Origin of the sequence: Amycolatopsis sp. EV170708-02-1 (assembly GCF_022479115.1) — a bacterium.
GTDB lineage: Bacteria > Actinomycetota > Actinomycetes > Mycobacteriales > Pseudonocardiaceae > Amycolatopsis.
Genome location: NZ_CP092497.1, coordinates 5,430,781 through 5,443,692 on the forward strand (window position 1 = coordinate 5,430,781; position 12,912 = coordinate 5,443,692).

At 71.0% G+C, this 12,912-nt stretch carries 12 protein-coding genes; 7 read left to right on the forward strand and 5 right to left on the reverse strand.

Annotated features, from left to right (window positions below; all coding sequences use genetic code 11):
* Positions 1 to 32: 32 nt before the first annotated feature.
* Positions 33 to 368, forward strand: coding sequence for a cupin domain-containing protein (locus MJQ72_RS24685; RefSeq protein WP_240593382.1), 336 nt, complete (start codon positions 33 to 35; stop codon positions 366 to 368).
* On the opposite strand, the gene MJQ72_RS24690 is transcribed toward MJQ72_RS24685, so the two are convergent.
* From MJQ72_RS24690 to MJQ72_RS24700, 3 genes are read right to left on the reverse strand one after another with little or no spacing between them, the layout of a single operon-like run.
* Positions 353 to 1,018, reverse strand: coding sequence for a pentapeptide repeat-containing protein (locus MJQ72_RS24690; RefSeq protein WP_240593384.1), 666 nt, complete (start codon positions 1,016 to 1,018; stop codon positions 353 to 355). The genes MJQ72_RS24685 and MJQ72_RS24690 overlap by 16 nt on opposite strands.
* Before the next feature lie 31 nt (positions 1,019 to 1,049).
* Positions 1,050 to 1,226 carry a CsbD family protein gene (locus MJQ72_RS24695; RefSeq protein ID WP_034316186.1) on the reverse strand — a complete coding sequence of 59 codons (177 nt, stop codon included), beginning with the start codon at positions 1,224 to 1,226 and terminating at the stop codon, positions 1,050 to 1,052.
* A 40-nt stretch (positions 1,227 to 1,266) separates the two neighbouring features.
* Entirely contained in the window at positions 1,267 to 1,494 is a 228-nt protein-coding gene (locus MJQ72_RS24700) for a hypothetical protein (RefSeq protein WP_240593385.1), read from the reverse strand.
* Positions 1,495 to 1,700: 206 nt separating this feature from the next.
* On the opposite strand from MJQ72_RS24700, the gene MJQ72_RS24705 reads away from it, so the two are divergent.
* Both MJQ72_RS24705 and MJQ72_RS24710 read left to right on the forward strand, forming a co-directional pair.
* Positions 1,701 to 2,228, forward strand: coding sequence for an EF-hand domain-containing protein (locus tag MJQ72_RS24705; RefSeq protein WP_240593387.1), 528 nt, complete (start codon positions 1,701 to 1,703; stop codon positions 2,226 to 2,228).
* A gap of 87 nt (positions 2,229 to 2,315) precedes the next feature.
* Positions 2,316 to 3,296, forward strand: coding sequence for a hypothetical protein (locus MJQ72_RS24710; RefSeq protein WP_240593389.1), 981 nt, complete (start codon positions 2,316 to 2,318; stop codon positions 3,294 to 3,296).
* On the opposite strand, the gene MJQ72_RS24715 is transcribed toward MJQ72_RS24710, so the two are convergent.
* Positions 3,226 to 3,861 carry a response regulator transcription factor gene (locus MJQ72_RS24715; protein WP_240593390.1) on the reverse strand — a complete coding sequence of 212 codons (636 nt, stop codon included), beginning with the start codon at positions 3,859 to 3,861 and terminating at the stop codon, positions 3,226 to 3,228. The genes MJQ72_RS24710 and MJQ72_RS24715 overlap by 71 nt on opposite strands.
* A 75-nt stretch (positions 3,862 to 3,936) precedes the next feature.
* Positions 3,937 to 4,188 carry a hypothetical protein gene (locus MJQ72_RS24720; protein WP_240593392.1) on the reverse strand — a complete coding sequence of 84 codons (252 nt, stop codon included), beginning with the start codon at positions 4,186 to 4,188 and terminating at the stop codon, positions 3,937 to 3,939.
* Between the two features lie 266 nt (positions 4,189 to 4,454).
* Between MJQ72_RS24720 and MJQ72_RS24725 the strand changes: the two genes are divergently transcribed.
* Genes MJQ72_RS24725 through MJQ72_RS24740 form a run of 4 tightly spaced genes read left to right on the forward strand, consistent with a single transcriptional unit; the run spans position 4,455 to position 12,849 of the window.
* The gene (locus MJQ72_RS24725) at positions 4,455 to 6,500 is read left to right on the forward strand and encodes a BTAD domain-containing putative transcriptional regulator (RefSeq protein ID WP_240593393.1); all 2,046 of its coding nucleotides are present in this window, start codon (positions 4,455 to 4,457) and stop codon (positions 6,498 to 6,500) included.
* A 60-nt stretch (positions 6,501 to 6,560) separates the two neighbouring features.
* Positions 6,561 to 10,208 carry a BTAD domain-containing putative transcriptional regulator gene (locus tag MJQ72_RS24730; RefSeq protein WP_240593394.1) on the forward strand — a complete coding sequence of 1,216 codons (3,648 nt, stop codon included), beginning with the start codon at positions 6,561 to 6,563 and terminating at the stop codon, positions 10,206 to 10,208.
* 20 nt (positions 10,209 to 10,228) lie between these two features.
* Complete coding sequence (locus MJQ72_RS24735) at positions 10,229 to 11,488, forward strand: ABC transporter substrate-binding protein (RefSeq protein WP_240593396.1); 1,260 nt, start codon at positions 10,229 to 10,231, stop codon at positions 11,486 to 11,488.
* Positions 11,489 to 11,499: 11 nt separating this feature from the next.
* A complete protein-coding gene (locus tag MJQ72_RS24740; RefSeq protein WP_240593397.1) occupies positions 11,500 to 12,849 on the forward strand; it encodes a GH1 family beta-glucosidase in 1,350 nt (449 codons plus the stop codon).
* The last annotated feature ends 63 nt before the right edge of the window (positions 12,850 to 12,912 follow it).

Here is a 12,912-nt window from a genome sequence, read left to right on the forward strand (position 1 = left end):
CGAGGGCCCGACCGCCGAGACAACATGGGTTCATGCACTCAGAGATCCTCACCCAAGAGGGCTACACTTCCGTTTCCGCCAAGGAATCCCCCGCGCGCGAGCTCTTCCCCGGGATCCGGCTTCGTCCACTGTGGACAGGCACGGACGGCGCGCACGCGAACCTGCTGGAAATGGACCCCGGCACCTCGTGGCCGCATCGCGACGTCCACGAGCCGGGCCCCGAGGAGGTATTCGTCGTCTCCGGCACCTTCAACGACGGCGCACGCGACTATCCGGCAGGGACCTTCCTGCACGCCCCGGCAGGCTCGTGGCACGTGCCCGCGTCGGCGACCGGATGCACGCTCTTCGTCTTCTACCCCGAGGGCTGAACCGACAAGCCGCTCTCGGCCGCGAGGATGCCCGCGACCGAGACGGCCTGTTCACCGGTGATCTTCGCGCCGCGCAGGGTCAGCAGACCGCGGACGCCGGACAGGCGCGAGCCGCGGAGATCGCAGCCCGCCGCGGCGGTCGCCGCGAATTCCGATTCGGTGAAATCGCAGTCCACGAAGGTCAGCCGGGACAGGTCGCCGGAGAACACCGTTTCCCGGAACGAACACCCGGAGAACACGGCAGCGCCCTTCACCCGCTCGACCGTCACCGAGGCGTAGTCGAACCGCGCGTTCTCGACGTACAGATCGGTGGCCGAGGTGATCGCCACCCCGAGCCCGATCGCCCGGCAGCGCAGGATTTCGACCCGGCGGGCCGACAGTTCGCGGAGCGCCGCGTTGGACAGGTCGACGCCTTCGAGGATCACGTCGGAGAGCGTCAACCTGTCCAGCCGGGCGTTCGCCAGGCTCACTTCCGAGACGAGGGAGCGCGCGATCTCGCCGCCACCGCGGGCACCGTCCTGCTCACCGCCGTCGAGATGGACGGTGTCGAAATCGAAATCGCCGCGGAACACGGCGGGTTCGCTTTCGAGGTCGTCGCGCTCGACCGAAGGCCGCCGCACCTTGATGCCGTCGAAATCCCGGAACTCCATGCCCCGGACCGTACCGGGGCCGGGCCCGAGATCAGTCCCGGACGCCCTTCACCGCGTCCTTGATCTTCTCGCCCGCCTGCTTGACGTTGGCCTTCCCCTGCTCGGCCTTGCCTTCCGCCTGCCACTGCTCGTTGTCCGTGGCGTTCCCGGCGGCTTCCTTGGCCTTGCCCTTGAGTTCGTCGATCTTGTTCTCGGCCTTGTCGTTCATCGGAGCCTCCTTCGTCGTCCGTGGCGTCCGGATACCCGTCTCACGGCCCCGAAAACGGCCGATCCGCCGTGGCGCCCGTATGGCCGCAGGGGTACTCCGTCCTGGCGGCGACGGCTTCGCAGACCGGGCAGTTGTTCACCGGCCGCTCACGACGGCCCCAGTACGGATGAGTGGCGCCGCAGAGCGCGGTGACCGGTTCGCCGAGGGCGGGGTCCGGGTTGCAGACCGGGCAGTAGGCGTGCGCCGCCCGCTCGATTCCGGCTGTCATGCTCCACCTCCTGGCGGATGGCCCCTCGCGAATACGGTACTCGCCGCGGTGTCCGGTTCCGGGAATTCATAGTGCGATCGCCCGGCCGAACGGGACAACGGAATCGCCCCCTGCCGTGAGTGAGCGGCCGTCCCTCGATCGTGGCTCCCCGGGCCCCTGAATGGCCGCTGTTCCCCCCACCGTGCCCGGTTCTATCGTTCGGACGCATGGCAAGCGACTTGCAGCGGCGCAAGGTGTCGGGGGTCTTCGCCGCGATGGACGTCGACGGCGACGGTTTCCTTGAGGAGCAAGACTTCCAGGCCTTGGCCGACCGCTGGGCGCGGCGGCGCGGCCCGGGTGACGAGCGGCGGCTGACCGGCATCATGCTGAGCTGGTGGGCGACGTTGCAGGCGGCCTCGGACGCCGACCGCGACGACAAGGTCACCCTCGACGAGGTGCTGCTGGTGGTCGACAAGCTCCCGGACACGCCCGAGGCCGTGACCGCGACGGCCGACGCGATGTTCGAAGCGATCGACGAGAACCGCGACGGGCTGATCTCCGCGGCGGAGTACCACCAGTTGATCGAGGTGTGGAACGGGTGCCCCACCGACACCGACGCCACCTTCGGCCTGCTGGACGCCGACGGCGACGGGATGCTGTCCCGTGACGAGTTCGCCGCGCTGTGGCTGGAGTTCTGGGCGGGTGACGACGCGGAGGCGCCGGGCACCCTCGTCTTCGGTCCACTGGCGGTCTGACGGCTTTCGGGCGGACCCCGCGTCCATACGGGCCGAGCCCGGCCGCTCGGCACGTCGCCGCCGTCCGGGCCGCTCAGGATGGCACGCGTGGAAGCCGACTCGATGGTCTCGCGCGCGATCGCGCTGTGCCTGCGGGACCGGTGGACGGAAGCGGCCGGACTGTTGGCGGAGAACGATTCCTGGCGCACCGGCCCGGCGGCTTCCGTCATGCTGGGCGAGTTCTTCGGCGGCCTCGCCGAGCTCTGGGACGGCCGTTCCGCGCGGTTCGGCGCGAATCTGACCGAACGCGAGCGGTGGCCGTTGCGGACGGTACCGCGGTACCTGAACGACCAGATCGTCTCGTACGTCGCCGCGTTGCTGGTGCTGGGCGAACGAGCGCGCGCGGAAAAGCTGCTTGCCGACGAAGCCTTCCCCGAATCCGGCCTGCGAGACAGCGAACGGTCGATGCTCGCGGCCATGCGCGGCAGGCCCGGTCCGGCGATCGACTTCGCGCACCGAAGCCTGGCCAACGGCGCTGGGCCCGGCTATGACATCGGCTCGTCCTCGATGTGTCTGTCGGCCGTGTCGGTCCTGCTGTCACAGGGACGGTCCGCCGAGGCACGGGAGCTGCTGACCGCCGCCCGCGCCACGGCACCGACGCTGGCGCATCTGCTCGACATCGCCGAAGCCCGGATCGACGTCGCCGTGGGCGATACCGACCGGGCCACCCGGCGCCTCCACGCGGCCACCCGCGGGCTCGCCGTCGGCACGGACATCGCCTGGGCCGACCTCGCCGATCTCGCGTTGCGGAGGAACGACCGGGCGTCGGCGAAGCAGGCGCTCGACGCGCTGGAGGCTCTCGCCGCCGCGATGCCGACGGGACGGGTGCTGCTGCGTCGCCATCTGGTCCGGGCCTGCCTCGGTGAGGAGCCAGCCGGCGAATGCCTCCGGCTGGCCCGCGAACGCGACCAGCCGCTCGAACTGGCCGTCGTCGCCGAACGCCTGGCGAGCTGTGAAGCTAGATCACCCCGGCCCGTACGGCGTACGCGACGGCGTGCGGCCGGTTCTTCAGCTTCAGCCGTCCGGTGATGCCCTGGATGATGTGCTTCACGCTGCGCTCCGAGTAGCTGAGCTCACCGGCGATCTCGACGGTGTCCTTGCCCTCGGCCATCAGCCGCAGCACGTCGATCTCCCGGGTGGTGAGCCCGGCGGTGTTGACGCCCATCGGGTCGAGCACCTCGCGTTGCAGCCGTTCGACGTGTTTGAGCAGTTCGCCGAGCAGGCTCGGCGGGAGCACTCCGCCGCCGGTGGCCGCCGCGCGGACCGCGTGCGCCAGCCGTTCGCCGGTCGTGGCCGACCGTGGCAGGACCGCCACCACGCGGCATTCGATCGCGGGCACGAGCTCGGCCTCGCTGATCTGGCTCACCACGAGCACCACCGGCTTGCCGTCCTCGGCGGCGAGCCTTCGCAGCCAGAGCACGATCTCCGGGGTCAGGCATTCGGCGGCGAACACCAGTACGTCGGTCTCGGCGCGCCGCTCCCACTCCCGGATGTCGATCCCCTGCTGCGTGCCCAGCTGGCTGGCCAGGCCCGCCGTGGTGATCGGATCGGGCGCGTGCACCGCCACGGTGATCTGTCGGGTTTCCGTGTCCACTTCGTCCCCTCCGCTTGTACGCGGCCCCAGTCGGATGGATGGGACACAGTCTGCGAAGGAGCTCTTCACGAATTCTCAACGAGGCGTGAAGGACTTCGTGGCCTGCTGAAACGCCTCGACGTACTTGGGGAGCTCGTCCAGGAGCTCGCGGAGCCTGCCCTCGGGGCCGGTGTAGTCCGGGTCGGCGAGGAGGGCGTAGCCGTAGGCCAGCGTCCGGCGAAGCTCGGCGACGCGGGCTTCCGCCTCGTCGGCGTCGAGGACCAGCCTGCCGGTCCGGGCGAGACTGAGCAGGACATCACCGTCGAACAGCTCCTGATCCTGGCTCACCGGGACAGCATGCACAGCCGCGCACGCCCGCCACCAGCGCCGGACGGCACTTTGCCCCTGCGAACGCCCGGGTCTGCCCACTCGTCCGGGGCGCGAAAACCCACATGAACGGACATCCGACAGTCCATGGTTCGGCGAAATCCGGTCATGGCGGCCCAAACCCACACGGTGAGTGTCCGATTGATTGCGAAACCCACATCGGCGCCACTAGGATTTTCGCCGAGCGGGACACTCTTTTCGGCGGTCGGACGCACAGGCGGCAGGTCATGGACGAGGTTTCCTCGCTGACGGTGCGGCTGCTGGGCGGTTCCCCCGCCCGCCACGGCGACGGCGAGATCGCGCTGGGGCCTGCCCAGCGGCAGGCGGTGTTCGCCACGCTCGCGCTGCACGCCGGCCAGTTCGTCTCCCGCCGGGAGATCATCGACGCCGTCTGGGGCGAGCGCCCGCCCGACAGCGCCACCGGCATCGTGTACACCTACGTCTCGGCGTTGCGCCGCGCGCTGGAGCCGGTCGGTGAACCGCTCGTCGCCAGCCGCGCGGGCTACCGCCTCGACCTGCCGAAGCAGCAGGTCGACGTGCACGTCTTCGAAGCCGAGCTCGACCGCGCCCGCGCGCACCGGCTCGACGGCGCGCACCAGCGGGAGCTGGAGTCGCTGCGGTCCGCGCTGGGGCAGTGGCAGGGTTCCGCGCTCGACGGGATCCCCGGCCCGTTCGCCGAGACCGAGCGCGCGCGGCTGAACGAACTCCGGCTGAGCGCGCTCGAACGCCAGGCCGAGGTCACGCTGCGGCTCGGCGGCCACCACGAACTCGTGGACGAGCTCGCCGTGCTGGTCGAGCGCCATCCGCTGCGCGAAGGCCTGCACCGCATGCTGATCACCGCACTGTTCCGCTCCGGGCGGCAGGCCGAGGCACTGGCCGCGTTCGACCGCGCCCGCGAGACGATCATCGAGCGGTCCGGCCTCGAACCCGGCCCGGACCTGCTGGACCTGCGGCGACGGATTCTGGACGACGACCCCTCGTTGCACCTCCGTGACCGGACGCAGGCCGTACCCGGAAGGCCGTCCGCTTTCGTCGGCCGGGAGTTCGAGCTCGGCCGGCTGCGAAGGCATCTGTCCGCCCTGCTGGACGAAGGTCGCGGCGGGACGGTCTGGCTGGACGGCGAAGCGGGCGGCGGCAAGAGCGCGTTCCTGGCCGAGGCGCTGGCCACGGTGCGGAGCCGGACGCGCTGGGTCGAGGCCGACGAGCTGAGCGGCGCGGTCCCGATGAGCCTCATCGCCGATTGCCTCGGCGGCGAGGCACTGGACGATCTCGGCAAAACGGTCACCGGGCTGTGCGAAGCCGGGCCGCAGGTGCTCGTCTTCGAAGATCTGCACTGGGCCGACGAGGAAAGCCTGCTCGCCTGGCAGCGGCTGCACCGGCTCACCGCGCATCTGCCGCTGCTGCTGATCGGCTCGGCGCGCCCGCTCCCCCGTCGCCGCACGCTCGACCTCCTCCGCTCGGAGTTCGACGGCGAGATCGTCCCGCTGCCGCCGTTCGACGGCCCGGCCGTCGCCGCGCTCGCCGAAGAGACCCTGGCCAGGGATCCGGGTGACGGCTTCCTCGCGTTCTCCACCGAGTACACCGCCGGGAACGCCGCCTATCTGCGCGAGCTGTTCTCCGCGTTCGCCGAAGGCCACGAGCCGGACACCGCGCCGCACGGCAGGCTCGCGGCCGTGGTGGAGGACCATCTCGCCACGCTTTCCGTGCCGTGCAAGCGAACGCTGAATTCCGCCGCGTTGCTCGGCTCGTCGTTCACCGTCGCGGACCTGGCGGGGGTCACCGGCCGCGAACCGCGGTCGCTCACCGAAGCGGTCGACGAGGCGCTCGCGGCGCAGGTGCTGGAAGCCGGCGGAGAAGGCCTGCGGTTCCGCGTCCCGCTCATTCGAGCGGTGTTCGCCGCGAACACCCCGCCCGCCATCCGCGCCGTGCTGCACCAGGAGATCGCCACGACCATGGCGGATTCCGGCGCCCCCGCGGATCGTGTCGCCGAGCAGCTGCTCCAGGCCGGCGACGAGCTGACGGCGGCCTGGATCCCCCGATGGGTGCTCGACAACGTCCGCGCGCTGTCCGCCGAGCCCGCCGTCGAACTGCTCCATTTGCTTTCCCGTCAACGGAATCTCACCGAAGAGCAGCACCAGGAGCTGACCGGCGAGCTCGCCGCGCTGCTGCTGCCCGGACCGGACACCCCGCCCGCCTGGCCCACCCAGCCCTGGTGCACGCCGCTGCACGCGCTCGCCCGGGTGCGCAACCCGGCCGCACCTAGGACGTCCTAAACTGCGGGGACACACCAGTGATCCGGCCACTTTCGAGGTATGACGAGAAATGGAGCCGGCGTGACGAACGGGCTGCGCGTCGAGCTGCTCGGGCCGCCTCGTGCCTGGCTCGGCGACGTCGAGCTGAAGCTCGGGCCCGCCCGCCAGCGCGCGGTCTTCGCCACCCTGGCGACGCGGCGCGGCCAGGCGATCTCCCTCGGCGAACTGATCTCGGACGTCTGGGGCGGGTCGGCGCCCGCCAGCGCCACCGGCAGTGTCCACACCTACGTCTCCGGCCTGCGCGGAGCGATCCGCAAGGCGGGCGGTGACGCGCACGAGATCCTGCGTTCGTCCGGATCGAGTTACTCGCTGCGGCTGGACGGGGAAGCGCTCGACGTCCACCGGTTCGAAAAGGACGTCGCGGCTGCCAAGGCTGCACCCGCCGATCAGCGGGGCGCGGCCGCGCGGCTCACCTCCGCGCTCGGTCTCTGGCGCGGCGAGGCCTACTCAGGTGTGCCGGGCCCGTTCGCCGAAGCGGAACGCGTCCGGCTCGCCGAACTCCAGCTCACCGCCGCCGAACTGCGCGCCACGGCCCTGCTCGGCACCGGCGACCACCGTGCGGTGGTGGCCGAGCTGACCGCGCTGGTGCAGCGGCACCCGTTGCGCGAGTCGCTGCACGAGACGCTCATGCGCGCCCTGCACGCCAGCGGGCGCCAGATCGAAGCGCTCGGCGCGTATCGCGAGGCCAGGCGGATCCTCCGTGACGAACTCGGCGTCGAACCCGGTGCCCCGCTGCGGGAGCTGCACCAGCGCATCCTCGACGGCAGCGAAAAACCCGTCACGGCACCGAAACCGGTTCCGGTGCGCGTCGTGCCGCCGCCGGTGGCCAAGGCGATCGAACGCGGCGGCCACGGCCATCTGCCCGGCCGTGCCCGGCAGGTCGAGCGGCTCGACGGCTTCGTCACCGACGTGCTCGCCGGCCGCGGCCGCCCGGTCTGGCTCGAAGGCGAACCGGGTATCGGCAAATCGGAGCTGCTGATCGCCGGGCTGGCCGGTGCCGCGGCGCGCGGCTGCCAGCTCGCCTGGACCGCGGCCGACGAGCTGCAGCAACGGTTCCCGCTGCAGGTGATCATGGAGTGCCTCGGCGTGCACCACGGCGCGGCGGATCCGGCCAAGGCCAAGCTGGCGGGCGAGCTGCACGCCGAGCCCGCGCACGGGAACTGGGGTCCCGCCGATCCGATCCTGTCCACTGTGGACAAGCTGCTGACGCTGGTCGACGAGACCTGCGCGGCGGGACCGCTGGTGCTGGTGATCGACGACCTCCACTGGGCCGACGAGGCCAGTGTGCTGCTGTGGCAGCGGCTGGCCGCCGCCACCCGCCAGCTGCCGTTGCTGCTGGTCGCCGCCACGCGCACCGGGCACGGCCGGCGGGACCTGGCCCAGCTGCGTCGCGGGGTCGAAGCGAGGGACGGCGAGATCATGCCGGTCGAGGTGCTGGCCGACGACGACATCGCCGCCGTGTTCGAGGTGATCCTCGCGGCGAAGCTCGGGCCGAGCCTGCGCCCGCTGATCCGGCGCGCGGCCGGGAATCCGCTCTACGCCAGGGAAGTCGCGCACGACCTGGTCCGGTCGGGCGCGGTGCGGATCACGGCGGGCGTGGCCGAGGTGACGCTGGACGGCACCGAGAACGCGCCACGGTCGCTGCTGGCGGCGGTGGCCAGGACGCTGGAGACCCTCGACCCGGCCACCGCCGGGATCCTGCGCACGGCCTCCCTGCTGGGTGCGGAGTTCGCCGTCGAGGACATCGCCACGCTGGCGGGCAAGAGCCCGCTCGAGGTGCTGCAGGAGCTGGAGCCCGCCATCACCGCGGGCGTCATCGAGTACGCCGGCGACAAACTCGCCTTCCATCATCCGTTCCAGCGGCAGGCTCTCTACGGCGCCATCGCCGAACCCGCCCGCGCCGCGTTGCACCGGCGTGCCGCCGAATCGCTCGCGCGGGCGGGCGCGCCGGTCAAACGGGTCGCCGAGCAGCTGGCCGCCGGGCCGGTGCCGTTCGACCCGTGGCTGGCGGGCTGGCTCACCGCCAACCACGTCGCGGTGTCCAACCGCGCCCCGCATATCGCGGCCGACCTGCTTCGCGGCGCGCTCGACAGCACGGTGCCCACCCGAGAGCAACGGGAGACGCTGATCGCCGCGCTGGTCCGCGTGCTGTTCCGGCTCGAACTGACTCCGGAGACCGAAGCCGAGGAGGCGGTGAAGACCGTCGTGGACAAGGCGGATCTGGCGCAGATGCGGCATTTCCTGGCCGCGCTGCGCTACCGCCGGGGCGACACGCCAGGGGCGATCGAGGCACTCGGCGACACCGCGGACGACCCGTCGATCCCGGAGCTGTGGCGCACCAGCACCCGGACGCTGCTCGCCAACTTCCGCCGTGGGGACCTGTCCGACCTCGACGAGACCGAACGGATCGCGCGGGGCCTGCACGCCGAGGCGGCCGAAGCGGGTGAGCGCTACCCCGCCGCGCACGCGCAGCAGACGTTGTGGCTCGTGCACTCGATCCGCCGGGAGCACGACCGGGCGCTGACCGCGATCGACGCCGCGCTGGAGACCGCCGGCCACGAGGCCGGCCTGGCGACCTTGCGGTTCGATCTGCTCGACAACCGCCTCTTCACCCTGCAGAACCTCGACCGGCTCGGCGAGGCCGACGCCACGCTGCGCGCCGGGTACGAGACCGCGGCGCGGCACGGCCTGCCGACCGGTCCGCAGGTCTCGGCGGCCGTGCACTACTACTGGACCGGGCGCTGGGACGAGGCGCTGGCCGAACTGGACTCGGTCACCGAGGACGGCCCGGCGATCACCTTCTACGGCGTGCGTGAGCCGGGTGCCGCCGCCCTGTTGCTGCACGGGGTCGCCGCCCTCATCGCGGGCCATCGCGACGAACGCGTCTCCGTCCGCGCCCATCTGGAAGCGGCCGAGGCGCACTCGCCGTCGAACTCGTCCGAACGCGAGAGCTGCGACTTCTACCTGGCGGCACAGGCGATGGCCGCCGAACAACGCGGCGATCTCGACGACGCGCTGCGGCTGTTCGCGCCGGTACTGCGCCCCGACTACGCCCGGATGATGCTGCGCCACCAATGGCTCCCCGACGTCGTGCGCGTCGCGATCGCGGCCGGGAACGACGCCGTCGCCGAGGAAGCGCTCGCCGTCTGCGCCGAGGAGGCGAGCCAGGAGTCGGTGCCCGCCAGGGCCACCGCCGCCGCCCTGCGGTGCCGGGCGCTGATCGACGGCGACCCCGAAGGCATGCGGGCCGCGGCCGATCACTACCGCGAGGTCCGTCGTCCCATCGAACTCGCGGCCGCCCTGGAGGACGCCGCCGAACTGCTCGGCCGGGCCGGGTACCTCGAAGCGGCCACCGGCTCGCTCACCGAGGCGTGCGAGGTGCTCGGGCAGGTCGGTGCCACCTGGAGCATCCGCCGCGCGGAAAGCAGGCTGCGGCGCTACGGCGTGCTGAGCCGCGCGGCGCGGGGCCTCCGGCACAGCGGGACGCTGTCACCGCTGGAACTGCGGGTCGCCCGGCTGGTGGCGGCGAAACTGTCCAACCCGGAGATCGCCGCGGAACTGAGCCTTCCCAGGAGGACGGTGCAGTCGCTGGTGTCCAGGGTGCTCACCAAACTGCACGCCGATTCCCGGCTGACCGTCGGCGACCAGCTGCCGAGACGACTCGCGTGACCGCACGACCGAGGAGAACCATGACCCGCGTACTGGCCGGATTGACGGCGCTCGTGCTGCTGCTCAGCGGCTGTTCGGGCACACCGGAAGCCGGCGGCCCGATCAAGCTCACCGTCGCCACCTTCGGCGAATTCGGGTACGAGAAACTCTTCGACGACTACGAAAAGGCCCATCCGGGAATCACCGTCGAGGGCCGGGTCGCCGATTTCGAGACGCATCACCGGCAGCTGGCCACCGGGCTCGGCGCCGGACGCGGCAGCGCCGACGTGGTGGCGATCGAAGAGCAGTACCTCCCCAAATTCCGCCAGTCCACGGACAAGTTCAGCGATCTCTCCGAGTTCGGCGCGCAGGGCCTCCGCGAGCACTGGCCCGCCTGGAAATGGGATCAGGGCACCGCTGAGGGCGGGAAGTTCGTGATGGGCCTCGGCACCGACATGGGCAGTCTCGCCCTCTGCTACCGCCGTGACCTGTTCGCGAACGCCGGCCTGCCGACCGACCGCGACCAGGTGGCCGCCCTGTGGCCGACGTGGGAGAAGTTCGCGGAAACCGGGGAACGGTTCAGCGCCAAGGCACCCGGCGACGTCAAATTCGCCGACTCGGCGGGAACCGTCTACACGGCGATGCTCAACCAGGCGGAGGAGAACTACTTCTCCAAGGACGACAAGTTCATCGCCGACACGAACCCCAACGTGCGCAAGGCCTTCGAGCTCGCGGGCGGGATGGCGCTGAAGAAGGAGACGGCGGCGGTCACCACCTTCACGCAGCCGTGGACGGTGGCGATCAAGCAGAGCCGGTTCGCCGCCATCACCTGCCCCGCCTGGATGCTCACCCAGATCGAGGAGGCGGGCGGCCCGGAGCTGGCGGGCAAATGGGACGTCACCTCGGTGCCGGGCAAGGCGGGCAACTGGGGCGGTTCGTTCCTGACCGTCCCGAAACAGGGCGCGCACCGCAAGGAGGCCTACGACCTCGCCGTCTGGCTCACCGCGCCCGAACAGCAGAAACGGATCTTCCTGGAGAGCGGGTTGCTGCCGAGCGCGCTGGGCGCCTATCAGGACAGCGCGGTGCTTTCCCACACCAGCGCGTACTTCAGCGGCGCGCCGATCGGCAAGATCTTCGCCGCGTCCGCCGAAGCCCTGCGGCCGAACTACCGCGGGCTGCGCGACGGCGAGGTGCGGCCGGTGTACGGACACGCGCTCGGCCGCGTCGAAGAGGGTAAGCAATCGCTCGACGAGGCTTGGAACCAGGCCGCCACCGAAGGCCGCGCCGCGGCCGCCAAGTGAGCGGGGACGGCGTGAAACGCGGGTTTCCGGCCGGTTTCCGGTGGGGCACGGCCACGGCGGCGTACCAGATCGAGGGCTCGACGACGGCGGACGGCCGCGGACCGTCCATTTGGGACACCTTCACCGCGCGGCCGGGCCTGGCCAGCGGTGACCCGGCTTGCGACCACTACCGGCGTTACCGCGAGGACATCGGCCTGCTGAGCGACCTCGGCGTGCCGTACTACCGGTTCTCCGTCGCGTGGTCGCGGGTCATGCCGGACGGCCGCACGGTAGAGCCACGCGGGACGGCTTTCTACGACCGTCTCGTCGACACGTTGCTGGACCACGGCATCACCCCGATGGTGACGCTCTACCACTGGGATCTCCCGGAGGCTCTGCAAGCGGAAGGCGGCTGGCCGAACCGTGCGCTCGCGGATCTTTTCGCCGAGTACGCGCTGACCGTCCACAAGGTACTCGGGGACCGGGTGCGGCAGTGGACCACGATCAACGAGCCGTTCTGCGCCGCCTTCATCGGCTATGGCAACGGGGAACACGCCCCCGGTATCCGGGACGAGGGTGCGGCCTTGGTCGCCGGGCACAACCTCCTGCTCGCGCATGGCAAGGCGACACAGGCGTTGCGATCTGGTGGCGGCGAGCAGGAAGTGTCCATCGTGCTCAACTTCGCCCCCGTGCTGACCGACGTGGACGACGCCGCGCACCGCGAGGCCGCCCGCAAATTCGACTTCCTGCACAACAGGTTCTTCCTCGATCCGCTGCTGGGCCGCGGCTATCCGCCCGAGCTTCTGGCGGATTTGGCGCATCTCGGCACCCTGGAACCGGCGATCGCCGACGGTGATCTGGAGATCATCGCGCAGCCGCTGGACGTCCTGGGAGTCAACTACTACGCGCCCGCCCGCGCAGTCCCGTTGGAAGACCCCGAGGCCGATAGCAACTGCCCGCTCCCCGGCCTGCGCGGGATGGACGTCCAGCCGCCGCGCGGCGAGCTGACCTCGCTCGGCTGGGAGCAGCGGCCGGAATGCCTGACCGGACTCCTGCTGTGGCTGCACGAACACTGCCCCGGCCTGCCGCTCGTGATCGCCGAGAACGGCGCGGCTTTCGAGGACGAGGTCGTCGACGGACGCGTACACGACGAGAAACGCGTACGGTACTTCGCCGAACACCTCGCCGCCGTGCACGACGCGATCGAGCGCGGCGCCGACGTCCGCGGCTACATGGCCTGGTCGCTGCTGGACAATTTCGAGTGGGCCAAGGGGTACACGCAGCGGTTCGGCCTCGTGCACGTCGACTTCGAGACCCAGGAGCGGGTGCTCAAGGACAGCGCGCGGTTCTACGCGGACGTGGTGGCGCGCAACGGTCTTTAGCGGTTGCTTCCGGTGGCGCCGAAACTGTCGGTGGTCGGTTGTACGTTCTGCGTGTGGACACAC